Below are 26451 nucleotides of genomic sequence, written 5' to 3'. Positions count from 1 at the left end.
TCTTTTTCACCTATAAGCTTTGCAATTTCTCTAGTAGCAGCAAAATTGGCAGCGGATAAAACAGCCAGGGAGGTAGCATCAACCTTTGCCTTTCCAGAACTACAAATAAGATTTCCAGCTAAATCTGTGAGCAAAGCATAGGTGGCTCCACCTTCTTCTATTAGCTTATCTAAAATGGTCTCCAGTTCTTCCACATCTTCTTTTTTTAAAATCAAATCCATCCCACCCTCCTCTCAAAAATATGACTATTAAAAAATTAGGAACTCTTTTACCTATTTCTCCTTCCTATGTAAAGAAACAAATGCAAAATCTCCTAAAAATCAAAAAATTTTTGTTGAAAATACGCCTTTTCCTGAGAATTAAAAACAAGTCGTTGCTCTTTGGATTTTTTAGAAAGTGTAAAATAATTGTCAATAATAGCGTTTTCCCAGGAAAAGCCCAGATTTTTTGCCACTGTCTTTAGATTTTTACCTTCTAATTCTAAAAAAAAGCCAAAGGGAAGTATATCTAAACACACAAGGACTTCTTGTATCTTCCAGATTGTACGAAACTTTTCATAACTAAAGCTAACTCTAAACCCAAGCTCTTTAAAAATATCCTGCATGGAAACAAAATCACTTACTTCAACCTCTAACTCCCATTTCTCTTTAAATTCAGAAGAACTGTTTTGAACAGGCAATTTTAACGTAATCCTGGCTTTTTTATCCTGCCTTAACCTCAAAAGTACTCCTTTTTTTTGAAGGCTGCCCTTAAAATCATCTAAAACCAAATTTTTTTCAAAAAACCAAGATACTATTTCTTGCCCCTGTTTTCTAAGAAGTTGTAATATTTTTTCTAACTCTTCAAAATTATTAAGTTTAAATTTTACTTCTCGTTCTAAATATCTATTACTCATCTCACTATCTAAGCATCTTTACAGCGCAAAACTCTCCGCACATAGCACATTCTTCCTTATCCTCAAAATTAGATCTTCGGAAACATACCATTTCTCTATCCAAGGCAAGGTCTTTTATCTTCTCCCAATCAAGTTCTTTTCTAGCCTTAGATATGGCATAATTTCTTTTTTGAGCTGGTCTTCTACCCAGGGCAATTTCTGCACTACTAGCTGCAATCAAAGAAGCTATAATTCCTTCACGCACATCATCTAAAGAGGGTAAGGTTAAGTGTTCTGCTGGAGTCAAATAACAAAGAAAATCTGCCCCATTTAAGGCAGCCAATGCCCCTCCTATTGCTCCGGCAATATGGTCATAACCTGGAGCAATATCAGTGGGTAAAGGCCCTAACACATATAAAGGTGCATGATGACAAAGGCGCTTCATTACTTTTACCTGCTCTGCAATATAGTTTAAAGGAACATGCCCAGGTCCTTCAATCATCACCTGCACGCCCTCTTTCCAGGCCTCTAGGGTAAGCTCAGATAGAGTAATTACCTCTTCCCATTGCGCACTATCTCCGGCATCATCTCCAGCTCCCGGACGCATACCATCTCCTAAACTTAAAGTTAAATTGTATTTTTTAGCCAACTTTAAAATATCACCATAGTTTTCCAATAAGGGATTCTCTTTTTTATTTTTTAAAATCCATCTGGCCAGAATAGACCCTCCCCTACTCACAATCCCCAGGACTCTATCTTCCTTTTCAGCCAGCAATACGGCTCGCTCACTCACTCCACAGTGTAAAGTCATAAAGGAAACACCTTGTTCTGCCTGTTTTTCAATCTCTTCCAAAAGTTCGCTCCAGCTAAACTGAGATGGATCCTCGCCTTTGGCTATATATTTTTGGGCTACAGCATAAATGGGAACAGTACCAACTGGCAAAGAAGATTTCTCTAAAATCGCTTTTCTTATTTCATCTAAATTACCAGCTGTGGATAAATCCATCAAAGTATGAGCGCCAAAATGCTTAGCATATTCTACCTTTTCTAATTCAAGTTTTAAGTCATTGACAAACGGAGAAGTTCCAATATTGGCATTTACTTTAATACTACTAGGTTGACCAATCAACAAGGGTTTAATTTTATGTTTAGGATTGGCTAATAGTACCATCTGTCCTTGACTTAGCTTTTTAACAATCAAATCCTTAGCTAAATCTTCGGTCTGAGCTAAAAAATCTAAATTTTCTTCTAAAATATTTTTTAATAAAGTGTTTTTTTGCAAAATATCCATTTTATCTCCTTAAAAAAGCTAAAATTTTTTCTTTTATAGACGATTTATCTATTCCATATTTTTCTCTTAATTTATTAACATTACCATGTTCAATAAACATATCTGGAAGTCCAATTCTTTTTACTTTTATCTTATCTAAACAATCATTTTCCTCTAAAAATTCTAAGATAGCGCTTCCACATCCACCTTGCAATGTATTTTCTTCAACTATAATAATTTTATCATAATTTTTAATCATATCTAATAAAGATTTACTTAAGGGTTTTACAAAAATTAAGTTATATAAACCTATTGAAAACTCTTTAATTTCTTCTATAGCTTCTAAAGCAGGATACACCCTACTTCCAATAGCCAGTACTAGCGCATCCTGCCCTGCCCGTAAGAGTTCTCCTTGACCAAGGGGAAGGGTTCTAAATTCTTTTAACAAAGCAACTCCACTTCCCACTCCTCTGGGATAACGTAAAGCAAAGGGCTTATTAGCTTGTAAAGCAGTGTACAAAAGCAATTGCAATTCTGCTTCATCCTTGGGAGCACTAACTACCAGGTTGGGGATATGCCTCAAATAAGAAAAGTCAAAAGCCCCATGATGAGTAGGCCCATCTTCTCCTACCAAGCCACCCCGATCCAAACAAAAAACAACTGGTAGATTTTGCAAACAAACATCATGCACTATCTGGTCATAAGCCCTTTGTAAAAAAGTAGAATAAATGGCTACCACTGGCTTAAACCCTTCTTTGGCCAAACCAGCAGCAAAAGTAACTGCGTGTTGTTCACATATTCCCACATCAAAAAAACGCTCTGGAAATTGTTCAGCAAAAAAAGAAAGCCCTGTACCCTCGGGCATAGCAGCAGTTATGGCTACAATCCTGGAGTCTTCTTTGGCCAATTGACATAAAGTCCTGCCAAAAACTTCGGTATAAGTGGGTAAACTACAGGCAGCTATTTTTTTCGCCTTGCCTGTTTCTGGTTCAAAACAGCCAACGCCATGAAAATAGGTTGGATTTTTTTCTGCAGGTGCATATCCCTTACCTTTTTTGGTCAGGACATGCACCAGAACAGGAATGTTTAATTCCTTTACCTCTTCAAAAACAGTAATTAATTTCTTTAGATTGTGCCCATCTACAGGCCCAATATAATTAAATTTAAAGGCTTCAAACAAAATCCCAGGAGTAAAAAAGCTCTTTAAGGACTCTTCACTTCTCTTAGCATAGGTTAAAATATCTTCTCCAATCCTGGGAATTTGTTTTATGAAACTTTCAAAATCCCGTTTAAATTTTATCATCCAGCGAGAGGAAAGTTTACGACTTAAAAAAGAAGACAGGGCTCCTACATTCTTGGATATGGACACTTCATTGTCATTTAAAATCACCACCAGATCCTTATCCAACCCCCCAGCCTGATTTAACCCTTCATAAGCCAGCCCAGCAGTCATGGAGCCATCACCAATAATTGCCAGTACTTTATTTTTCTTCCCCAATAAATCTCTGGCCACTGCCATTCCCAACCCAGCAGAAATAGAAGTACTGGAGTGCCCTACTGCAAAATGATCAAAAGGACTTTCTTCTGGTTTGGGAAAACCACTAATTCCTCCCATCTGTCTTAAAGTGGGAAAACTATCTTTTCTGCCAGTAAGGATTTTATAGGCATAGGCCTGATGCCCCACATCCCAGATAAATTTATCTTCTCTGGGATCAAAAACATGCAATAAAGCCAAAGTTAACTCCACTACGCCCAAAGAAGGAGCTAGATGTCCTCCATTGCGGGCCACAACCTTAATAATCAAATCCCGTATCTCTTGAGCCAAAAAAGTGAGCTCTTCTAAACTTAATTCTTTTACTAGCTGAGGATTGGTTATTTTTTCTAAAATACTTTTTTCTAATTTTTCCAAACCTTCTTCTCCTTATAATAGCCTAAAATAACAGACAATTTTCTCTCTTGCTTTTTAAAACAATAAAAACTAATAAAAATAGTTTACACTTCACTTTTACTTTTTACAAGTTTAAGCAATAGGAACAAAAAATGAGTCAAAGAAAACCTCATATTTCTCTGGCCTCTGAGCGACTAATCAAGCGCGTTTTAAAATTAAATCTCAACCAGTTTCGTGCTTGGCCAGAAAGTGTTCAAAACCTGGCGCTCAGTTTGGCAGCAGAAATTTTTATTATTCGTTATAATCCTTTTATCAAGCCCCAGTTGGTAAGGCAAAGTGTTTTTTCCCGCCTGAAAGGTGAAAGGACCTCTCTTTCTGAAGAATATTATGAAATAATTTCCACCTGTTTAGAAAATTACTGGAAAGAATTTGAGCAGGATGAAGCTTTTAAGCAAAAAGTAGTTAAAAGACTAAAACAATTTATGGAAGAAGAGCAAATATCTTTAGAACCCAATGCCATTGCTGAATGTTCTACTGATGCCACAGACCTGCGCATGGAACTTCCCCTTATGGTCCTTTTTCCTGAAAGTACCACTCAAATTAGAAAAATCATTGAATTAGCCAACGAACTTCACTTTTCCCTTATTCCCCGTGGAGGTGGCTCTGGCCTTACTGGTGGAGCAGTACCTGCAGGAAGAAGATCTGTAATTTTAAGTCTAAGCAGGCTAAAAAAAATACTTAAAATTGACCCGGATAATCTCTATCTCTGCGTCCAGGCCGGAGTTATTACCTTAGATGCCATAAAGGCTGCTGCCAGATATAACTTACTTTTGACCGTAGATCCTGCTTCCAAGGCTGCTTCTTCTCTGGGCGGAAATGTAGCTGAAAATGCTGGTGGTCCTTATGCTTTTGAATATGGAACCACTCTGGACAATATCTTAAGCTACAAAATGATCTTGCCCACTGGAGAATTAATAGAGGTAAAGAGAAAAAATCACCCTCGTCATAAAATATTACCTCAAGAAACAGCTACTTTTGAAATTTATAACGAGCAAGGAAAATTAAAAGAGGTAATTCGCTTAAAAGGAGAAGAAATAAGAAAAGCAGGACTGGGCAAAGATGTAACCAATAAATATTTAGGAGGACTTCCTGGTATTCAAAAAGAAGGTGTTGATGGCATTATCACTGAAATTTGCTTTATACTCCATCCCAAACCTGCCCTGTCCAGGACTCTTTGTTTAGAATTTTATGGCAAATCCATGCGCAATGCAGCTCTGGTCATCAATGATATTGTAAAATTAAGAGATACCATAAGAACCCAGGGAGATCTGGTTAAAATCTCAGCTTTAGAAGAATTTGGAATTAAATATGTCCAGGCTATCGAGTATCAAAAAAAATCAACCCGCTACGAAGGTGAACCCATATCTGTATTACTTCTCCAGTTAGATTCAGATGACCTAGAAGCTTTAGAAGATGCTGTACACAAAATAGTAGAACTAACCTCTCGGAAGATAGACATAAACTTTCGGCCATTACTAAAAGAACCAGTGGATTCAAAATAAATGAAGATGTGGTTATTCCCTTAGAAGCAGTACCTGCCTTTTCTGATTTTTTGGAAAATTTAAATTTATATTATTTAGCTAAAGCCTATAGAAAAGCTTTACAAAAAGTACAAAATCTTCCTGGTATAGACATAGAAGATGAATTTATTCACATGGAACTAGATATAGCTTCAAAAATCTTAAAAAATAAAATAAATAAGGACCAGTTATCTGAACAGGAGTTACAGGTACAAATAGGCTTTTTCTTTCAAGATTTGAAGTCAAGATATTCAGCTTTAAAAGTAGATCTGGATAATATTTTAAATGAACTTTTTCTTACTCGTATTGAAATTGCCAATCACATGCATGCAGGCGATGGCAATTGCCATGTAAATATTCCTGTAAACTCCAATGACCTAGAAATGCTGGCCCAAGCAGAAGAGGCAACAGAAAAAATATTTGCCAAGGTATTAGAATTGGGAGGTCAAATTTCTGGTGAACATGGAATTGGAGTAACTAAAATAAACTTTTTAGAAACGGAAAAGATAAAAGCCCTTAGAGAATATAAAAGTATAGTTGATCCCAATGACATCTTTAATCCTAAGAAATTGATCCAAAAAGAATTACCAGTAGAACCCTATACCTTTTCCTTTAACCACTTAATCCAGGATATAAAAGGAAGTGCTTTAAAGGAAAGCGAAAAACAAGAATTAATCACTCTCTTAAAAAACATTCAAATATGTTCTCGTTGTGGTAAATGCAAACAAGTCTGCCCTATGTATCTACCAGAAAAAGGGCTTCTTTTTCATCCTCGAAACAAAAATATCACCCTTGGTGCCCTTATAGAAGCAATTTATTATACCCAGCTGCTAACAGGAGAGCCTGACCAGGAATTGCTGCATAGATTAAGAAAAATAATGGAACACTGTACAGCTTGTGGTAAATGTACCTTTGTCTGTCCTGTAAAAATAAAAAATGCAGAAGTAGCTTTGATGCTAAGAAACTTTTTAGAAGGTAGAGAGTCTTCAGGCCATCCCATCAAACACAAAATACTCAATTTAATATCGCAAAATCCTGAAGAATATATACCCAAAAGCGCCAAATTTGTTAGCATTGGACAGAGAATACAAAATAAAATAATTCCTTTTGTACCTGAAGTCTGGCGTAAAAAAATAAACAATCCCCTTTTTAAAGAAAAAGGTCCAGAAACTGAGTTTCTCAATCTTTATGAAACAATTGATACCTCTAAATATTTTATTTTTACTCCTAAGGAATATAGCACAACTGTTTTCTACTTTCCAGGATGTGGGGCCAGTGTATTTTATAGAAGTATTGGCCTGGCCAGTATCTACTTACTCTTAAAAAGCAAAGTAAAAGTAGTAATACCACCAAAACATCTGTGCTGCGGTTATCCTTTATTGGTATCCGGAGCTCAAAATGCTTACTCCAAAATAAGAGAGTCCAATATAACCCTCATAGAAAAGATTATTTCTCAAAAAGAAAATCAAGACCTAAACTTCTTTTTAACTTCCTGTGGTACCTGTAGAGAAGCAACGCAAAATTATAACTTAAAAATAAATAATCAATCAATTACGCATCTGGATGTAGTTCAATTTATTTTAAACCATCTACCTGAGCTTTGCTCTATTCCTCAAGATAAAATAATTTATCATCCTGCCTGTCATAGTGAGTGGGTAGGAGTAAATCCAGTAAAAAGTCCTGAAGTATACGCTAAAAACATATCTAGCTATCTCAAAACCCCAGTTCAAATAACTCCTGGTTGTTGTGGAGAAAGCGGACTTGGAGCCTTAACTTCTCCAGAAATATATAATAAAATAAGAGAAAGAAAATTAGAAAACTTAAAAAAAGATTTAAAAGACTACCCTACTCATCTACCCATAATTGTAGGCTGTCCCTCTTGTAAGATTGGTATTAAAAGAGCTCTGAATATTTTAAAATACAAATATTCAGTTTTGCATACCGTAGAATATCTTAGCATGTGCATAGGCGGACCAAAGTGGAAAAATGATTTTATTAAAAAGATCAAAAAAAGCAAAAAAGAAAATAATAAAATTATACTAGATATATAATGAGTAAGGTATTGGGAATAGACTTTGGTTTAAAAAGAATAGGTTTGGCCTTAGGATATGAAGAGTTTAAAATGTCTTTTCCTTATAAGACATTAGAAAAAAAAGATAATGAGAGCCTATTTATAGAACTAAAGGAAATAGTAAAAAAAGAAGACATAAAAAAAATAGTAATAGGTATACCAAGGTATTTAAATGGAGAGGAATCTTTAACTACCAGACAGGTAAAAAATTTTATTAAACGCTTAAATTCCAAGTTAGGCTTACCTGTCTTGAGTGTAGATGAGGCCCTGACTTCTTTTGAAGCAGAAAAAATATTAAAATCTTCTGCTAGTAAAAAAAAATTAAAAGATAAAAAAAATATAGACCAACTCGCAGCTGTCATTATTTTAGACTCCTATTTTCAAACTACATCATGAAAAAAGTTTTTATCTATTTTTTTATAACCTTACTTCTTTTAGTTATAGGTAGTTATTACTATCTGTATATTTTTTGGAAACAACCTCAAAAAAGACTAAATACTAATAGTATAACTTTAGAAATAAATCCCCAGACTCCTACTAATGAAGTATTAAAAGTATTAAAACAAAAAAAAATTATTGGAGATATCTTTTTATTTAAACTAGCTAAAAAAATTTTTTCCCCTTCTAAATCTATAAAAGCAGGAATATATGAATTTAATCCCAACCTATCCTTAGAAGAAATCTATAACCTTTTATGTTCAGGGAAAGAGGTTCTTTTTCCTGTAACCATACCAGAAGGTTTAACCTGGTGGCAAACAGCCCATATTCTGGAAAAAAAGGGGTTTGTCTCCTTTGAAGAATTTAAAAGGGCCGTCTTTGATGCAGAGTTAAAAAACAAATTCCATATTCCAGGCCCCTCTCTGGAAGGATATTTATTTCCCAGTACTTACTTTCTGTCCAAAACCAAACAATACACTGCTAAAGAATTAGTCCTTTTACTTCTCAACGCCTTTAAACAAAAAACTGCCCACCTATTTCCAGACTTCTCTCCAGATCAAATTCAAAAAACCGTAATTTTGGCTTCTTTAATAGAAAAAGAAACCTCTTTACCAGAGGAAAAACCTCTTATTGCTGGAGTTTTTCTTAATAGATTGAAAAAAAACATGCTCCTTCAATGTGATCCCACAGTAATCTATGGACTAGGGTTAGATTTTGATGGAAACTTGAAAAAATCTCATCTTAAAGATAAAACTAATCCCTACAATACCTATGTATATAAGGGATTACCACCTGGACCTATTTGTTCTCCAGGCCTTGACTCTCTCAAGGCAGCCTTACAGCCTAAAAAACATTCTTATTTATACTTTGTAGCTAAAGGAGATGGTTCCCATTTTTTTAGCGAAACTCTAAAAAAACATACTAGCGCAGTTTTAAAATTTCAGTTAAAGGGGAGGCGATAATGGTTGGAGGGGGTGTTTTGTTTTTTTGTTAAACCTTTAAAAAAACCCTTTAACTGGGAGGTTTTGTATGCGCAAACTTTTTTCTCTTGGACTAGGAATTCTTCTTAGTCTGTGCTTGTTTGGTTTGGCCAATGCTAAAACTTTAAGATTGGCCATGGACGCAGATCCTGTATCCATGGATCCGCATGTTCAACTTTCTGGTGGGATGTTGCAGTACTCCCAACTGGTCTTTGATCCCTTGGTTCGCTGGACTCAGGATATGAAATTTGAACCTCGTCTGGCAGTAAAATGGGAACGCTTAAATCCCACAACTGTGCGTTTTTATTTGCGTAAAGGGGTAAAATTTCATTCGGGCAATCCTTTTACTGCCAAAGATGTAGCCTGGACCATGGCTCGTTTGAAAAAAAGTCCAGACTTTAAAGGCCTCTTTGAGCCCTTTGCTGAGCCCAAAATTGTAGATGATTATACCATTGATATCATCACTAAGGGGCCATATCCTTTGCTCTTAAACATGGCTACCTATATTTTCCCCATGGACAGCAAATTTTATACTGGCAAAGACGAGAATGGTCAGCCTAAAGATGCTATTGTCAAGACTGGTCCTTCTTTTGCCAATTCTCACGAATCTGGCACAGGAAAGTATGTTGTAGCTTACAGAGAACAGGGAGTAAAATGGATTTTAAAGGCTTTTAAGGACTACTGGGACAAAAACTCTGGTAATGTAGATGAAATTATTTTGACACCCATTAAAAATGACGCTACCAGAGTTGCCGCTTTGCTTTCTGGAGACGTGGACTTCATTATGCCTGTTCCACCTCAAGACTATTCCAGAATTGAAAAAAATCCCAACTTGCAGCTTATTACTATGCCTGGAGCGAGAATCATTACTTTCCAACTCAACCAAAAGAGACGTCCTGAATTTGCCAACAAAAAGGTTCGTCAGGCTATTGTTTATGCTGTAAATAATGTAGGTATTGTAGAAAAAATCATGAAAGGCAAAGCTACTCCAGCAGGTCAGCAATCTCCTGAAGGTTTCTTAGGTCATGTACCAGAGTTAACCCCTCGTTATGATCTGGCAAAAGCCAAGCAACTTATGAAAGAAGCTGGCTATCCCAATGGTTTTGAGTGCTCTATGATTGCTCCTAACAACCGTTATGTAAATGACGAAAAAATTGCTGAAGCTGTAGCTAGTATGCTTTCTAAAATTAACATCAAAGTTAACTTAAAAACCATGCCCAAGGCTCAATACTGGGATCAGTTTGATGCTAGGGCTGCTGATATTCAAATGATTGGTTGGCATCCTGATACTGAAGATTCTGCCAACTATACTGAGTTCTTACTTATGTGTCCTGATGAAAAGACTGGCTATGGCCAATACAATAGTGGAAACTACTGTAACCCAGAAGTAGATAAACTTATTTTACAAGCTCAAACTGAGACCAATGTAGAAAAGAGAAAAGCTATCTTACAAAAAGTAGAGCGTATTCTCTACGAAGACGCTGCTTTTGTACCTTTGCACTGGCAACACCTTTCTTGGGCTGCTTCCAAAAAGCTTAAAAATGCCAAGGATATTGTAAATAAACAAAACTTCCCCTACTTTGGGAACCTAATTATGGAATAATAATTCCATTAAAAGAGGGGAGATAACTCTCCCCTCTTCTTTATAAAAAAATTGAGAGTGGAAAAGAAGAACTATGTTTGCTTTTATTGTACGTCGATTTTTACAAGCTGTCTTTGTTATGTTAGTGATAAGTCTTATTGGTTTTTCTATTCAGCATCAAATTGGAGACCCAGTAAGAGACTTAGTAGGTATCTCAGTATCCAAAAAAGAAAGAGAGGCCTTAAGAGAAAAACTGGGACTAAATGATCCCTTTTTCATCCAATATGGAAGATTTTTAAAAAAAGCACTCCATGGTGATCTGGGCAGGTCTTTTTTTTATAAGAAACCAGCTGTAGATGTTATTTTATCCAAAGCACCTGCCACTCTGGAATTGGTTTTTGTAACCTCTATTTTAGTCATTGTCTTTTCGATTCCTCTGGGAATCTATTGCGCTATTTTTCCTAAAAAATTCTTATCTCGACTGATTATGGGAGCTAGTGTGGTGGGAGTTTCCATACCAGTCTTTTTAACGGCAATAATGCTTATTTACATATTTTCCGTAAAACTGGGAGTAATGCCTTCCTTTGGACGAGGAGAGCTAGTTCATATAGGGGGATATTGGTATTCAGGGCTTTTTACCTGGGATGGATTAAAACACTTGGTAATGCCCTCTATTGCCCTGACCTCCATTATGCTTCCTCTTTTCGTAAGACTCATTAGAGCAGAAATGATGGAAGTACTGGAATCAGAGTATATTCGCTTTGCCTGGGCTAAAGGACTTAAACCCAAAAGAATTTGGTTCGTGCATGCCTTTAAAAACACTTTATTGCCAGTAATCACAGTAGGCGGAGTACAGCTTGGAACTCTGATTGCTTTTACCATTTTAACTGAAAGTGTTTTTCAATGGCAGGGGCTGGGATTTCTCTTTGTAGAAGCAGTGGAAAGAGCTGATACCACTCTTCTGGTTTCCTATCTAATTTTTGTAGGTTTTGTTTTTGTACTGATAAATACGCTGGTAGATATTATTTATGGTTTAGTAAATCCAATGGTAAGAATAACGGGGAAAAAATGAGTACTAAATGGCAACAATTTAAAAATTCTTACTTTTTTCACAGTTTTATTCACGATAAGGTGGCCATTGTCAGTTTCGTCGTGCTGGTAATGCTGGTTGTCTGCAGTTTTTCTGCACCTATAATAGCACCCCATGACCCTTATGACACCACTACCATTGATGTTCTAGATGCAGAAACTCCACCCATCTGGATGGAAGGAGGAAATCCTAACTTTCTTCTAGGCACAGATGCCCAGGGAAGAGACATTCTCTCCACCATGCTCTATGGAATGAGAGTGTCTTTACTTATTGGCTTAGGGGCAGTTTTTTTACAAGCTTTTTTAGGTGTGGTTATTGGTCTGATAGCAGGATATTTTGGCGGTAAACTGGATTCTCTGCTCATGCGTCTTGCTGATGTACAGTTATCTTTCTCCACCTTAATGGTAGCTATCTTTATCTCAGCTATTTTTCAGGCCTTTTTTGGGATAAATAAATACGAAGAACTGGCTGTACCCTTTCTTATTATAGTTATTGGCCTGGCTGAATGGCCTCAATATGCCAGAACTGTTAGGGCTTCTGTATTGGCAGAAAAAAAGAAAGAATATGTAGAAGCAGCTAAGGTTATTGGTTTTGGTTCTGGCAGGATTATGTGGAAACACATTCTACCCAATACCCTTTCTCCCATCCTGGTCATATCCACTATCCAGGTAGCCAATGCCATTATGAGTGAAGCTGCTTTGTCCTTTTTGGGATTGGGTATGCCTGTAACCAAACCTTCTTTAGGCTCTCTCATTAATTCAGGTTTTGAATATATATTTAGTGGTTCCTGGTGGATTACTATTTTCCCGGGAATTTTATTGGTGATTTTAATTTTGGTAATAAACCTGCTTGGAGATTGGCTAAGAGACGTACTCAATCCTAAATTATATAAGGGTTAAGAAACAATGGATAAATTGTTAGAAGTAAAAGATTTGGTAGTTAAATTCGCTCTGCGTACAGGAACACTTACTGCACTTAATGGAATAAACTTTTCTCTTCTTCCTGGCGAACGCATGGGATTGGTGGGTGAAAGTGGTGCTGGAAAGTCTGTAGCTGGATTTTCCATCATCAATCTTATCAGCAAACCCGGGTTTATTGCTGGAGGAGAAATTATTTTTGAAGGAGAAGATATAAGTAAATACAATTTTGAACAAATGCGGTCTATCAGAGGGAATAAGATTTCCATGATTTTCCAGGACCCCATGATGACCTTAAATCCAGTATTGACCATTGGCACTCAGATGACAGAAACCCTGCTAGCCCACAAACAGATATCCAAAGAAGAAGCCACAGAAATTGCTATAGAATGTCTCAAAAAGGTTTATATTCCTTCTCCAGAAACCAGACTCAAACAATACCCGCATGAGTTTTCAGGGGGAATGCGGCAAAGAATTGTCATTGCCATTTCCCTTTTAACTACTCCTAAACTTATTATTGCAGATGAACCTACCACAGCTCTGGATGTTACCATTCAGGCTGAAATAATGGACCTACTCTTAGAACTTTGTATTAAAGAAAAAATGGGGTTGATTCTGATTACCCATGACCTGGGAGTAGTATCCCAGACTACTCAAAAAATAGCTGTAATGTATGCAGGCCGAATAGTGGAAAAGGGAAAAACTCTGGATATTATCACTAACCCCAAACATCCCTACACCCAGGGTTTAATCAAGGCCTTACCTCAAACCCACAAAAAAGGGGAAAAACTCTACCAGATTCCAGGCATAATGCCCAATTTAAATCAAATTCCCTCAGGCTGCCCTTTTCATCCCAGATGTACCTTTAAAAAAGACATTTGCAGTCAAATAGAACCATCTCTAAAAAGCGTAGATAAGGGAGAAGTGGCCTGCCATCTTTATGCTTAGAATTTTGGAGAAAATTTTAGGAGCAAATTAATCATGCAAAGGGAGCAAATCTTAGAAGTACAAAATGTGGTCAAACACTTTGACATTTCAGGTGGAATTTTAGATCAATTGCGTTTTAATAAGGGCAAAATATATCTGGAAAAGAAAACAGTAAAAGCCTTAAATGGGGTAAGTTTAACTATAAATAAAGGTGAAACCTTTTCAGTGGTAGGAGAAAGTGGTTGCGGGAAATCCACCCTGGGCAGGACTGTTTTAGGTTTGTATCCACCCAATAAAGGACAAATTTTCTTTAAAGGAAATCGCATAGATAATTTATCTCCTAAAAAGATGTTGCCCTTTAGAACCAAAATGCAAATGATTTTCCAGGATCCCTATGCTTCTCTTAATCCCAGAAAAACAGTAAGAACTACTTTAGAAGAGCCTATTCGCTTTCATCAACCCTCTTTAAGTAAAAAAGAAATCAAAGAAAAAGTAGAAGAAATAATGGCCCAAGTAGGTGTGGATCCAGGCTGGGCAGACCGTTATCCTCACGAATTTTCAGGAGGGCAACGTCAACGTATCAGCATTGCCAGAGCCCTTATGGTAGACCCAGAGTTTATTGTAGCTGATGAACCTATCTCTGCTTTAGATGTTTCCATTCAAGCCCAGATTTTAAACCTACTTATGGAAGCCCAGGAAAAAAGAAATCTCTCTTATCTTTTTATTACTCATGACCTTTCTGTGGTAGAACACATAAGCTCTAGAGTGGCAGTTATGTATTTAGGCAGAATATGTGAAATGGGCCCCACTGAAAATCTCTTTGATTCTCCCAGACATCCTTATACTCAAGCTCTACTTTCAGCCATTCCCAAACTCGGGGAAACTGGCTTAAAGCACATTAAACTAAAGGGAGAGGTGCCCACCCCTATTCACCTGCCTTCTGGCTGTGTATTTCACCTAAGATGTCCCCATGCCAATGAACGCTGTAAAAAGGAAATCCCTGAACTCATTACCCTGGACAACCAAACCCAAGTGGCCTGTCACGGAGTAGAAGAAAAAAGAATATAAGGTAAAAACCATGAAAGTCATCCTGCAACCAGAAGAAAAAGAAATAATTTTACCTAAAATTAAATCTGTCAGAGCCTTATTAAACAAATTAAATCTTTACCCAACCCAAGCCCTGATTATTAGAAATGGAGAATTATTAACTCCTGATGAAAAAATTTATCCTAAAGACACCATTATTGTGCGTCAAATTACTTCCAGAGGTTAAACTATAAATGAAATGTACGCGTTGTAAACAAAAGGCTGTAGTAGCTCTACCCAGTCATAATGCTGGTTTTTGTCCCAGCTGCTATTTAGAATATTTTAAACGCCAGGTGGAAAAGGCTATCAAAGCCCAAAATATGTTTAGCTTTGAAGATAAAATTCTGGTGGCCATAAGTGGAGGCAAGGATTCCCTGGCCCTTACTCTGCAATTAAAAGAACTGGGCTATAATGTTTCTGGCTTACATATTGACTTAAATATACCTGAGTCTTCTGCTGAAGTAAGAAAAACCGTGGAAGATTTTTGCACCCTGCAGTCCATTCCCCTCTATGTCTTGGAAATGAAAAAAGAAGGACTTTCCATTCCAGAGGTAAAAAAACGCCTTTCCCGTCCCATTTGCTCTGCCTGTGGACAAATAAAACGCTACCATTTTAATCTCTTTGCCAAAGAAAAAGGTTTTACCGTGCTAGCTACTGGACACAATTTGGACGATGAAGTGGCCAGGCTTTTTGCCAATACCTTGCGCTGGGATATAGATTATTTAAGCGACCAGGGACCAGTTTTAAAAGAAGAGCAAGGCTTTGTAAAAAAGGTAAAGCCTCTCTATCGTCTTACTGAATTTGAAATAGCCAACTACGCCTTTTTAAAGGGTATAAATTATAGCTATAAACCCTGTCCCTTTAGCAAAGGAGCCAGTTTTACTTTTTATAAAAAACTTATTGCCAGTCTCGAACAGGAACAACCTGGTAGAAAATTAAATTTTTACGAAACTTTTTTAAAGCAAGGACAAAAACCCTTTAAATTAGCAGCTTCCAGAAAAAATTCTCCTCTTAATGCTTGCTCCAGGTGTGGATATCCCACTTCTGGAGAAATATGCGGAGTTTGTAGAATCAAAGAACTTTTAGCATGTTAACAATAGAAATAACTCTTCCTTCCTGGTTGGATAAGTATTTTACCAATACTACCTTTTCCACACCAGAAGAAAAAATGGAACTGGCTATTACTCTGGCCAGAGAAAACCTTGTACAGGATACAGGCGGCCCCTTTGGAGCTGCTATTTTTGATGCCCGTACTGGCCAACTCATCTCCCTGGGAGTAAACCTGGTAACTTCTACCAATTGTTCTCCCTTACATGCAGAAATTGTTGCCTTTTTACTGGCTCATAAAAAACTAGGACATTTTCATCTAAATAAGATTACCTCTGTAGAGCTATATTCTTCTTCTGAGCCCTGTGCCATGTGTTTAGGAGCTTGTCTTTGGGCAGGAATAGATAAAGTAGTTTTTGGCGCTCCAGCTTCTATGGCCAGAGAAATTGGCTTTGATGAAGGGCCAATTTTCCCTCAATCCTGGGAATACTTAAAGAATAAGGGAATAGAAGTTCAAGGCCCCTTTTTAGCAGAACAAGCTGGTGCAGTGCTAAAAACCTATAAGCAAGCGCAAAAAATAATCTACTAAACTTTATAAGTCATAATATCCAGCATCACATCATTGGCTTTGGGCATGCCCAGGGCAATAATTTTGCTTAAATTTTGAATAGTCTCCTCCCCGCTTTTACCCATAAAACCATCTTCATAACCTATTCCATATCCATTTAAAGCCATATAAGCAGCTCTTAGAGCTGAATCTGCAGAAGTGGCAACCTTTAAAGCACATCCACCCTTTGCTCCATCACAAAGCATGCCCCCAATATCACTGATAATATTATTTATAGCCAGAGAAATATTGGTCAGGTTATCCTTTTGTTGCTGATAAACTATAGCAGCTGCTGCTCCCACTCCAGCAGCAATGGCACAACCACAAAGAGAAGAAAGGCTCCCAGTAAAAGCTTTAACATAACTGTTTAATAAATGAGAAAAGCCTATACTTTTTATTATGGTTTCTTCTTTTATTCCAAATTCCTTACCCACCAAATAGGGTACTAAAATGGCAACAATTCCCTGGTTTCCACTACCACCACTGGCCATCACCGGCAAGTTTACTCCAGCCATTCTGGCATCAGTGGCAGCAGCAGTTAAAATTTTTACCTGAGAGAAAATGTTTTTACTAATAAAGCCCTTATCTTCTAGCCTCTGCAAATAATACCCTACTTTTTTTAATTTAAGCCCCTCTTCAGCTATTTTTAGATTAGTAAAAACTCCTTTTAAAATATACTGGTAATCTTCCTTATCTATAGCTTCCACCAATTCTATAAAATCAGAGATATGTTTTGTCTGAAGTTGCTTTTTATAATCATCTTTTTCTTTCTCTGTCTCTTTACTATTTTGAGCAGAAAAAATTATTTCTTTATTCTTTTCTACCAATTCCAGATTGGTATGAGAATGTTGAACTACAACCCTTACATATTCTGCACTGGAAAAGATTCTAACCTCAATGTATAAATTTTTTTTGCTATGATCTAAAATTAACTTAGCTTTTTGAGAATCAACAATTTCTTTGGCCTTCTTTAACTTATCAGGTTCGACTTCTTTTAAAATCTCCATTTTTAACTCAGGTTTAGCAATAAGTGCACCTAAAACTCCAGCTAAAAGATTGCCCTTTTCTCCATTAGTATTGGGGATGTGCACAGAAAAACCATTTTTATACACTCCAGAATCCAAAACAATCTCCAATCTCTCCCAGGGAGAATTAAGATAAAAAGAAGCAATACTACAGGCATAGGCCACAGCAATGGGCTCAGTACACCCCAAAGCCAAAAAAACTTCTTTTTCTAACACCTTTTTTAACAGGTTCATCTCTAAAAAATCCTTTAATTTAATATAGTTAACTCTTAAAAAAAATAACAAAATAGTTTCTACTTAGCAATGTGAAAATAACTGCCTGAAAAATTAATCTGGTTTATAAAGACTAAAGAAAACCAGGAAAAGTTTCCAATCCTTCTAGATAGACGACCTTATCTCAAAAAGTCTCCAGGCAAAACAGATAAAAAGGATTTTTAAACCAGAGCTTAAAAAAATAAGAGATAAATTAATAAGTAAACTAAATTTAAACCACTAACTTTAAAGCCTCCTGTAAATCCCTGACCAAAATGATCTCTAAATCCTTTTTAATATCTTCTGAGACTTCACTTAAATCCCCTTTATTTTTTTCAGGTAAAATAACCTTTTCTACACCAGCCAAAGAAGCAGCCAGTAGTTTTTCTTTTATGCCGCCAACGGGTAAAACTCTACCTGTGAGGGTAATTTCTCCAGTCATGGCTATTTTTCTTTTACAAGGTACATCCAGCAAAAGCGAATAAAGGGCCACAGCAATGGCCAAGCCAGCCGAAGGACCATCCTTGGCAATGGCACCTGCAGGTACATGGATATGTAAGTCATGAGTAGCAAAAAAACTGTCTGGAATGCCAAACTCACTGGCCCTGCTCTTAAAAAAACTAACCGCAGCTTGAGCAGATTCCTTTAACACTTCTCCTAAGGAGCCTGTTAAAATCAGTTTATTATTTCCTTTCATCTTAGACACTTCTATAAACAAAATTTCTCCACCTGTAGGAGTCCAGGCCAAAGCAGTACTAACCCCTACTCTATCCTGGGCATCTAAAACCAGAGGCATATATTTAGGCGGACCAAGTAACTCTACAATCTTTTGTTCATCTACCCTGGCTTGTCTTTTATCTGAAAGTAAAAACTCCTTGGCCAGTTTCCGACAAACAGCATCTATCTGCCTTTGCAACCCCCTAAGCCCGGCTTCCTTGGTATAATGCGCAATAAGATAGCGAATTCCTTGTTCAGGGAACTCCAGTTCAAAATCGCCTAAAGCAGATTTTTCAACGGCTTTGGGAATAAGATAATTTTTGGCAATTTGTAATTTCTCTTCCTGAGTATAGCCAGAAAGATGAATTACCTCTAACCTATCCAGCAAAGGACCAGGAATGGTCTCTAAGGTATTAGCTGTTGCAATAAACATCACCTTGGAAAGGTCAAAGGGAATTTCCAGATAATGATCAACAAAAGCTTTGTTTTGTTCTGGATCTAAAACTTCCAGTAAAGGAGCTGAAGGATCTCCTTTAAAATCCTGACTGACTTTATCCAGTTCATCTAACATAAAAACAGGATTTTTACTGCCACAATTTTTTATCTCCTGAATAATACGACCAGGTAAAGCTCCCACATAACTACGGCGATGCCCCCTTATCTGAGCCTCATCCTTTACTCCTGCCAGGGATATGCGGACAAATTTGCGACCCAGGCTTCTGGCAATAGAAAGGCCCAAAGAAGTTTTACCTGTGCCAGGAGGACCAACAAAACAAAGAATAGGTCCTCTAGGATCCAGGCGAACCATCCTTTTATTGAGGGCATTTTTTACGGTATTGCGAACTTCTGTCAGCTCCAAGGGCTTGGATAAAAAATGATAAGAACCTTTTTTTAAAGCAGAAACTGCACTAGAAACCGTGGCATAACCAGTAATGATAATAACTTCTATATTTTTATCCTTTTTCTTTACATAATCTAAAAGTTCAAAACCATCTACATCTTGCATCTTAAGATCAGTAATAACCAAGTCATATTTGTTATTATCTATTTTATGTATAGCTTCAGCTCCATTCAAGGAATATTCAACTTCATAACCTTCTTTTTCCAGGACATGCTTTAAGTTTAAACAGGTTATTTTTTCGTCGTCTACGACTAAAATTTTTACTTTTTTCCTACTTCTAAGTTGTCTTATGGCTAAAAACTCTAAAATCCTCTCTTTAACATCATCTAACCCATAATGATCTTCATCTAATATTTCTTTAGCATGCTTTAAATCTAAATTATCCTGTGTTATAATATCCCAGGGTAATTCTAAAACATAGTTTATGTAGTTTAATCCTATAGTGTACTCTGCAGAAGAAGTACTAATATATTTTATTTTTTCCAGTTCTTTTAATAAAACTTTTTTTACTTCTTCAGGTAAAGAAGAGTCTATAATTCTGGTTTCTAAAACTTTTAATTCTCCTGAATATTGTTCTTCACTAGTTTTAACTTCTTCTTTTTCTTGATTTTCTTTATCCTTGCGAAAAAACATAATCTATCCTCCTCAAATGACTATTTTGCTATAACTTAAAAAAAAGAAAAAAAGCAAGAAATAGCCCTTCAGCTGGATATTGCCATTTGCAACAAAACAATATTTACATCATAACTACTTATAATATTTTATTTTTTATCTAAAACCATCCTACTTATCTTTAAAAGACTATTTCTTTTTGCAACAACAACTAAATAGAACTAAAAAATATATTCAATAATTTCAAAATGTTAATTATGGCATGCTTTATGCTCATTCCCTAAACAAAGGAGGGTAGAAAAATGAAACTCAGAGAAAAATTAGAAAAATTAATGGTAGCAATTAGTTTTGCTGAAGCCAATTGCCCTAAAGAGGCTAAGTTTTTTTTACAGGAATCTAAAAAACAAAACAATTTAAGGCCTGAAAAAAAAGTTTGTTCCAGACCAACATCTAGACCTAGATGTTAGGAGAAGTTTATGAGTTGCATCCTACTTGCTAGTAGTAATTTTAACTTAAACCCCAAAGCATTAAAGTATGCTTGGGAATTAAGTGAAGAACTAAATAGTAAATTCTCTATCTTGGAAGTAATGTCTCTTTCAGCAGAAAAGAATTATTTAGATAAAATTAAAGATAAATTTAAAAAAATTAGATGGTTTTTAGAAGATAGCATGGTAAGTATAACTTATGCAGAAGCACTTACCTTAGATGAATACAAAAAAAATATCCAAAAAGAGTTAGAAATTATAAATAAATATAAACCCATAGATAAAGCAAAAATACCAGATATATACATAAAACAAGGTGATATTGTAAAAGAAATAAAAGAATTTATTATAAAGCATAGAAATATAGTAATGACTATATTACCAGTCTATTCTCTTGGTCTAAACTCTAAGCAAGTGTTCACTTTAAGAAAGGATATAAACACCCCTTTAGTAGTTGTAAAATAATTAAAAAAAATAATATAGGAGGATTTTATGTTTTTTAAAAAATTATTTAGCAAAAAAGCGAGAGAAAAATTAGAAAAATATCAGGAAGCAGTAACTTTTGCAGAAGAAGGAGACATTAAAGGAGCAAGTCAACTTCTGCAAGAAAAATCTTCTTCCAATACAATCTCTCCAAAACTTCTGGTTTTAAGTGAAAGTTCCAACTTTAGTGAAAAAATGATGGACTACAGTTTAGATATGGCTAAAAGAATGGGATATAAAATTCTGGCTTGTAATTCTGCACCTATCAAAAATGACACCCCCTTTAACCAAGAATTAAAACAAAATTTAGAGAAATCCTTTTTAGAAGAAAGCAAACGCTCCTTTGCTAGATTTCAAGAAAAGGCCAAAGAATTGGGAATAGAAATAGAACACAAAGTATTTCTTTTAGCCAAAGAAAAGGCTTTGGAAATTTTATCTCAAGAAAATCCCATTGAATTTGTTATCTCTGATATTGATAGAGAATACACTACCAATGCAGAACAAGCTGAAGAAAGGCTGTGTGTATATTCACTTTGTTAGGAGGAAAGTATGGGAAGTCAATTCTATTTTGGAATTTTTATTATCGTAGTAACCTTTATTCTCTGTTTCTTATTTAGAAAAGAAAACAAAAAATAAGCATTATAATAAATGAATTGATTCGGGAGGGATTATGACACCAGAGATGCTGCTTACTATGATTGTTTTAGGATTTGTTATTTTTCTTTTTGTTTCTGAGTGGGTAAGAGTAGATGTTGTTGGAATCATGATGATGGTAATCTTGCCTCTAATTGGCCTGGTAACACCCCAAGAAGCCTTTGTGGGTCTAAGCTCAAATGCTGTTGTTTCCATTATTGCTGTCATTATCATTGGAGCTGGACTGGATAAAACTGGCATAATGAACAAAGTAGCCAAACCAATAATTAAACTGGCAGGAAAAAGTGAAAAAAGAATTATTACCTTTATTGCTGGAACAGTGGGTATTATTTCCAGTATGATGCAAAACATTGGTGCGGCTGCCCTGTTTTTGCCTGCAGCCGAAAGAATAGCCAAACGCACAGGCGTTCCCATCTCCAGAATCCTTATGCCCATGGGATTTTGTGCCATTATTGGTGGCACAATCACTTTAGTAGGTGCAAGCCCCACTATTCTTTTAAATGATTTAATGGTCTTAAATGGAGAAAAATTAACCCCCTTTGGGCTTTTTACTCAAACTCCTATAGGTATAGCCCTCTTAGCCTCGGCAATTATTTATTTTGCTTTTTTTGGCAAATATGTTTTACCTGCAGGTAAAGGTACATCGGAAAAAGGTATTTCAGATTTATTGTTAGAGGCTTATACAGGACTGGAAAGTATTTTTGAATTACAAGTTCCAGCCAATTTTTCTCCCCAGAGTTTACTTCAACTCCAGCTAAAAGAAAAATATCTGGTTACCATTGTAGCTATTGCTAAAGAGAAAAAGAAAGAAAAAATTTTAGTTCCCAAAAGTGAAGATATCTTAGAACCAAACGATACGATTGCTGTAGTTGGTAAAAAGAAAAATGTAGAAATTATGGCCAAGGAATTAAATTTTATTTTAAAAAATGGATTAGAAGTATTTTCCGAAGAACTTGCCAAAACCAACGCAGGACTTGCCGAAGCCATTATCACTCCAAGATCAGAATTGATTGGTAAAACTTTGTATGAAACTAAGTTTAAAGAAATGTATGGAGTTACTCCCATTGCTCTAATCAAAAACAATAGAATATATTATTCTGGCTTAACTCAAATGAAACTTGGATTGGGAGATACTTTACTTTTATTTGGTCCCTGGGAAAAGTTTCATATTTTAAAAGGAAGACCTCAACCTAGGCCCATTGCCTTTGCCAGTCCTTTAGAAGGTGAAATTTTAAAACCCCATAAAGCCAAGTGGGCTGCCTTTTGGCTGGCTTTAGCCCTGGCTCAAATTATTTTCTTCAAAGTAAAACTTTCCGTAGCCTTAATGTCTGGCGCTTTGGGCATGATTATCACCGGAGTGCTTACTGTAGATGAAGCTTATCGTTCTGTGGACTGGATGACAGTATTTTTGTTAGCAGGTTTAATTCCTCTGGGTATTGCTTTTGAAAAAACAGGCACTGCCTCTTTTATTGCCCACAAGGTATTAAGCTTAATAGGTCAACCCACTCCCATTATTCTTCTAACAGTAATAGGATTAATGACTTCCTTTTTCACTCTAGTTATCTCCAATGTAGGTGCTACGGTACTCCTGGTGCCGTTGTGTATGAACATGGCAGTCATGGCAGGAGGTGATCCCAGAATGGCTGCCCTGGTGGTAGGCTTATCTGCTTCCAATACCTTTGTTTTACCCACACACCAAGTAAATGCGCTGGTTATGAGACCTGGAGGATATAGAACTGTAGATTATGCCAAAGCAGGGACAATTATGACCATCCTTTTCTTGGTGGTAGAGCTAGGTATGCTTTACTTTTTCTACGGTATTCAATAATATCTCAAAAAATAGTAAAAAGGAATTCAGGTCTTGTATGATCTGAATTCCTTTAGAAAAAGCTATGAAGTATAAACTAAGCTTGAGACAAAAAATTGTTATAACTTTTTTTATTTTATTTAGTATAGTTATACTAGTATCAATTTTAGGATTTTTAAACTATAATAGATTAAATACAACTATTCATATATTAGAAAAAAAAGAATCTCTTCTAAATAATATATTAGAGTCAAGAAGATATGAGAAAAATTTTTTTATAACTAAAGATATAAGTAATTTAAAAATTGCAATTGAATTTTTAAACAAAGGAAAAATTCAGATTAATGAACTTCTTAAAGAAGAAAATAGTGATTTCTTAAAAAAAGAATTAGTTTTAATTGAAAATTATGAAAAAGAAATAAAAAATTTTATAACAAAATATAATTCTTCTCTTTCTCTAGAAAATATAAACATGACAAGTATACAAGAAAAAGGAAGACTTGCCACTATAGAACTAGAAAAAGCAATAAACGAGAAAAGAAGTGAAATAAAAAAAATAATACAAAGCTCAAGAATATTCTTATTAATAAGTATATCCTCTTTTGTTTTATTGGCTATTATAACCTTTCTATTTTTAGTAAAGAATGTAAATAAGCCCTTAAAAAATATAGAAAAAGCCATTCAAAAAATCGTATCTGGAGATTACGAATCTATTCCCAAGATAAAAACTGGAGACGAATTTGAAAATCTGGCAGAAAACATAAACAACCTCCTTAAAGAAATGCGCCTGCGAAACAGACAACTTTTACAAAAGGAAAAAATGGCTGCTCTAGGTACTTTAACCTCTGGAGTAGCTCATGAAATAAATAACCCGCTAAACAACATCTCTACTTCTCTACAAATTATCCTGGAAGAATTAGAGGGAGGAGACATTAAGCTGCACCAAGAGCTTTTAGAAGAGGCCCTAAGACAGGTAGACAGAGCCAAAGACATTGTCAAAAGTCTCTTAGAATTCTCCAGAGAATCTTCCTTTAATCCTAAGGAGGTTAATTTTAAGACTCTTATTCAAAAAACTCTAAAGTTGATCCAGGGAGAAATTCCAACTCATTTACAAATTGAAATAAAAGTGCCGGAAAACCTGATAGTCAAACTTGACTCCAGGAGAATTCAACAGGTCCTTTTAAATCTCATTTTAAATGCCATTCAGGCCATAGATAACAACCCTGGAAAAATCATTATAGGAGCAGAAACTGTAAACAATGATCAGGATTTACGCTTTTATATAGAGGATACTGGCCCAGGAATCCCCAAAGAAAACCTTTCAAAAATATTTGATCCTTTTTTTACTACAAAAGATGTAGGAGCAGGTTCAGGCCTGGGTCTAGCTGTTTCACAAGGGATTATAGAACAACACGGGGGTAAAATAGAAGTAGAAAGTGAACTAAATAAAGGAACTAAATTTACCATTACTATCCCTAAAGCTATAATTGTTTAAGATTATGACAAATACTATACTCATTATAGATGACGAAAAAATTGCTTTAAAAAATTTAGAGCATATTTTAAATAAAGATAGCTATAAGGTTATAGCTATAGATAATCCTAAAAAAGCTTTGCAGTTTCTAGAGAAATCAGAACCTGATATAGTTATAACAGACTTAAAAATGCCAGAAATAGATGGAATATCAATTTTAAGAAAGGTTAAAGAATTATATCCTAACACAGAAGTAATTCTTTTAACTGGTTATGCTACTGTAGATACTGCTGTAAAAGCAATGAAAATTGGTGCTTATAATTATGTAGAAAAGCCTTACAACATAGATAAAATTAGAAGTATAGTCAAAGAAGCTATAACTAAAAGGAATTTAATTTTAGAAAATATAAAATTAAAAAATGAACTTTCTAAAGAAAATATCTTGAGTAAAATAAAGGGAGAAAGCCCACAAATTAAAAGTGTTCTAAAAACTATAGAACAAGTTGCTCCAACCAATACCAATATTCTTATTACTGGCGAAAGTGGTACAGGTAAAGAACTTATAGCCAGAGCTATCCACGAATTAAGCCCAAGAAAAAATTATCCTTTTATTGCCTTTAATTGTGGAGCTTTTACTGAAGAGTTAATTGCCAATGAACTTTTTGGACATGAAAAGGGAGCTTTTACTGGAGCCTATAGTTTTAAAAAAGGGTTAATTGAAGAAGCCAATAAAGGAACTTTATTTTTGGATGAAATTGGGGACATGCCTCTATCTCAACAGGTAAAATTACTTCGGGTTATCCAGGAAAAAGAACTCTTAAGGGTTGGAGCTACTAAACCTGTTAAAATAGATGTACGCTTTATAGCTGCTACCCACAGAAACCTTCAAGAAGAAATAGAAGAAGGCAACTTCAGACAAGATCTTTTTTTCAGGCTAAATGTAATTTCCATAACTCTTCCACCCTTAAGAGAGCGCAAAGAGGATATACCCATCCTGGCGAATTATTTTTTGGTGAAAAAAACTCAAGAACAACAAAAAAACATAAAAGGCTTTGACCCAGAAACCATAAAGTTCCTTAAAACTTACACCTGGCCTGGCAACATTAGAGAACTGGAAAATGTAATAGAAAGAATGGTAGCTTTAAGTCAAAATGAAATTTTAGCTCCTGATGATTTACCCGGTTATTTAAAGGGAATGGACATAATTATTTACAACAAAGATTCCTCTGATATTCCATCGCTGGAAGAAGTGGAAAAAAGTATATTTATTGGGTTTTGGAACAATGCAATTTCAATAAAACCAAAGCAGCTAAACTGATAGGAATAGATAGGGTGTCTTTGTGGAGAAAATTAAAAAAATATAATTTAGAATACTAAAACTTATCAGGGAGGATTTATGTTAGTATCCAGATTGATGAGGAGGCGTTTAGTCTTGGCGACTCCAGAATGCGGTTTTAAAACTCTATTGTGTAAAATGGGTAAATTGGCACCACGGCAAATCTATGTGGTGGAAGATGATTTAAAATTAAAGGGAATCATTACTGGTTATGACCTGTTAAAAGTAGTGCTGCCAAAATACATGGATTCCAATCTTTTAAAATCCATTCAAGAACCAGAGATTGATGATTATTTGCGTAAATGTATCAACAAAGTGGCAGATAAAAAAGCTGGAGAGATTATGATT

At 35.6% G+C, this 26451-nt stretch carries 26 protein-coding genes; 20 read left to right on the top strand and 6 right to left on the bottom strand.

The window, feature by feature from the left end; translation table 11 throughout:
- From ACTCIM_RS10605 to dxs, 4 genes are all read right to left on the bottom strand, one after another.
- Nucleotides 1–221, bottom strand: a 221-nt coding sequence (locus tag ACTCIM_RS10605; RefSeq protein WP_472315534.1) for a roadblock/LC7 domain-containing protein, incomplete at its 3' end; no start/stop codon positions are given.
- A gap of 92 nt (nt 222–313) precedes the next feature.
- On the bottom strand, nt 314–895 hold the full coding sequence (locus tag ACTCIM_RS10600; protein WP_464279844.1) for a class IV adenylate cyclase: 582 nt from the start codon (nt 893–895) through the stop codon (nt 314–316).
- Between the two features lie 4 nt (nt 896–899).
- Complete coding sequence (gene thiC / locus ACTCIM_RS10595) at nt 900–2165, bottom strand: phosphomethylpyrimidine synthase ThiC (RefSeq protein ID WP_464279845.1); 1266 nt, start codon at nt 2163–2165, stop codon at nt 900–902.
- 1 nt (nt 2166) lies between these two features.
- Nucleotides 2167–4053, bottom strand: a complete 1887-nt coding sequence (gene dxs, locus ACTCIM_RS10590) for a 1-deoxy-D-xylulose-5-phosphate synthase (RefSeq protein ID WP_472315532.1) — start codon at nt 4051–4053, stop codon at nt 2167–2169.
- Between the two features lie 131 nt (nt 4054–4184).
- On the opposite strand from dxs, the gene ACTCIM_RS10585 reads away from it, so the two are divergent.
- From ACTCIM_RS10585 to ACTCIM_RS10530, 12 genes are all read left to right on the top strand, one after another.
- On the top strand, nt 4185–5594 hold the full coding sequence (locus ACTCIM_RS10585; RefSeq protein ID WP_472315530.1) for an FAD-binding oxidoreductase: 1410 nt from the start codon (nt 4185–4187) through the stop codon (nt 5592–5594).
- Nucleotides 5595–5602: 8 nt separating this feature from the next.
- A complete protein-coding gene (locus ACTCIM_RS10580) occupies nt 5603–7663 on the top strand; it encodes a (Fe-S)-binding protein (protein WP_472315528.1) in 2061 nt (686 codons plus the stop codon).
- Nucleotides 7663–8079 (top strand): Holliday junction resolvase RuvX, encoded by a 417-nt coding sequence (ruvX, locus tag ACTCIM_RS10575; RefSeq protein ID WP_472315526.1) that lies wholly within the window; start codon nt 7663–7665, stop codon nt 8077–8079. Before ACTCIM_RS10580 ends, ruvX begins: the two co-directional genes overlap by 1 nt.
- Nucleotides 8076–9083, top strand: coding sequence for an endolytic transglycosylase MltG (gene mltG / locus ACTCIM_RS10570; RefSeq protein ID WP_472315524.1), 1008 nt, complete (start codon nt 8076–8078; stop codon nt 9081–9083). The genes ruvX and mltG overlap by 4 nt, the downstream gene beginning before the upstream one ends.
- Nucleotides 9084–9150: 67 nt before the next feature.
- Entirely contained in the window at nt 9151–10704 is a 1554-nt protein-coding gene (locus ACTCIM_RS10565; RefSeq protein ID WP_472315522.1) for an ABC transporter substrate-binding protein, read from the top strand.
- A gap of 73 nt (nt 10705–10777) precedes the next feature.
- The gene (locus ACTCIM_RS10560; RefSeq protein WP_464279851.1) at nt 10778–11755 is read left to right on the top strand and encodes an ABC transporter permease; all 978 of its coding nucleotides are present in this window, start codon (nt 10778–10780) and stop codon (nt 11753–11755) included.
- Nucleotides 11752–12672 (top strand): ABC transporter permease, encoded by a 921-nt coding sequence (locus tag ACTCIM_RS10555; RefSeq protein WP_472315520.1) that lies wholly within the window; start codon nt 11752–11754, stop codon nt 12670–12672. Before ACTCIM_RS10560 ends, ACTCIM_RS10555 begins: the two co-directional genes overlap by 4 nt.
- 6 nt (nt 12673–12678) lie before the next feature.
- Nucleotides 12679–13638: an oligopeptide/dipeptide ABC transporter ATP-binding protein gene (locus tag ACTCIM_RS10550; RefSeq protein WP_029968280.1), complete on the top strand. Its 960-nt coding sequence runs from the start codon at nt 12679–12681 to the stop codon at nt 13636–13638.
- Between the two features lie 33 nt (nt 13639–13671).
- On the top strand, nt 13672–14685 hold the full coding sequence (locus ACTCIM_RS10545) for an ABC transporter ATP-binding protein (RefSeq protein ID WP_029968288.1): 1014 nt from the start codon (nt 13672–13674) through the stop codon (nt 14683–14685).
- A 10-nt stretch (nt 14686–14695) separates the two neighbouring features.
- On the top strand, nt 14696–14890 hold the full coding sequence (locus tag ACTCIM_RS10540) for a ubiquitin family protein (RefSeq protein ID WP_472315518.1): 195 nt from the start codon (nt 14696–14698) through the stop codon (nt 14888–14890).
- 7 nt (nt 14891–14897) lie between these two features.
- A complete protein-coding gene (locus ACTCIM_RS10535) occupies nt 14898–15797 on the top strand; it encodes a TIGR00269 family protein (protein WP_472315516.1) in 900 nt (299 codons plus the stop codon).
- Nucleotides 15791–16339, top strand: coding sequence for a nucleoside deaminase (locus ACTCIM_RS10530; RefSeq protein ID WP_472315514.1), 549 nt, complete (start codon nt 15791–15793; stop codon nt 16337–16339). The genes ACTCIM_RS10535 and ACTCIM_RS10530 overlap by 7 nt, the downstream gene beginning before the upstream one ends.
- Here ACTCIM_RS10530 and ACTCIM_RS10525 read toward each other — a convergent pair.
- The gene (locus tag ACTCIM_RS10525) at nt 16336–17616 is read right to left on the bottom strand and encodes an L-cysteine desulfidase family protein (protein WP_472315512.1); all 1281 of its coding nucleotides are present in this window, start codon (nt 17614–17616) and stop codon (nt 16336–16338) included. The two genes, ACTCIM_RS10530 and ACTCIM_RS10525, sit on opposite strands and share 4 nt — an antisense overlap.
- Before the next feature lie 250 nt (nt 17617–17866).
- On the bottom strand, nt 17867–19885 hold the full coding sequence (gene lon / locus ACTCIM_RS10520) for an endopeptidase La (protein WP_472315510.1): 2019 nt from the start codon (nt 19883–19885) through the stop codon (nt 17867–17869).
- Nucleotides 19886–20166: 281 nt separating this feature from the next.
- Between lon and ACTCIM_RS10515 the strand changes: the two genes are divergently transcribed.
- The 8 genes from ACTCIM_RS10515 to ACTCIM_RS10480 all read left to right on the top strand — a co-directional run.
- Entirely contained in the window at nt 20167–20331 is a 165-nt protein-coding gene (locus ACTCIM_RS10515) for a hypothetical protein (RefSeq protein WP_472315508.1), read from the top strand.
- A gap of 9 nt (nt 20332–20340) precedes the next feature.
- On the top strand, nt 20341–20814 hold the full coding sequence (locus ACTCIM_RS10510; protein ID WP_464279857.1) for a hypothetical protein: 474 nt from the start codon (nt 20341–20343) through the stop codon (nt 20812–20814).
- Between the two features lie 27 nt (nt 20815–20841).
- Nucleotides 20842–21372: a hypothetical protein gene (locus ACTCIM_RS10505; RefSeq protein ID WP_464279858.1), complete on the top strand. Its 531-nt coding sequence runs from the start codon at nt 20842–20844 to the stop codon at nt 21370–21372.
- A 130-nt stretch (nt 21373–21502) separates the two neighbouring features.
- Nucleotides 21503–23314: an SLC13 family permease gene (locus ACTCIM_RS10500; RefSeq protein WP_464279859.1), complete on the top strand. Its 1812-nt coding sequence runs from the start codon at nt 21503–21505 to the stop codon at nt 23312–23314.
- 451 nt (nt 23315–23765) lie between these two features.
- Entirely contained in the window at nt 23766–24788 is a 1023-nt protein-coding gene (locus tag ACTCIM_RS10495) for a sensor histidine kinase (protein ID WP_464279860.1), read from the top strand.
- Between the two features lie 4 nt (nt 24789–24792).
- Nucleotides 24793–26085, top strand: coding sequence for a sigma-54-dependent transcriptional regulator (locus ACTCIM_RS10490; RefSeq protein ID WP_472315506.1), 1293 nt, complete (start codon nt 24793–24795; stop codon nt 26083–26085).
- Complete coding sequence (locus ACTCIM_RS10485) at nt 26043–26144, top strand: helix-turn-helix domain-containing protein (protein WP_472315504.1); 102 nt, start codon at nt 26043–26045, stop codon at nt 26142–26144. Before ACTCIM_RS10490 ends, ACTCIM_RS10485 begins: the two co-directional genes overlap by 43 nt.
- A 19-nt stretch (nt 26145–26163) precedes the next feature.
- A partial coding sequence (locus ACTCIM_RS10480) for a CBS domain-containing protein (protein ID WP_472315502.1) occupies nt 26164–26451 on the top strand: 288 nt, incomplete at its 3' end.

The organism is Desulfonauticus sp. (assembly GCF_055126295.1).
Note: the sequence above shows the minus strand (reverse complement) of the source record. Positions and strands in the feature narration are given on the sequence as shown.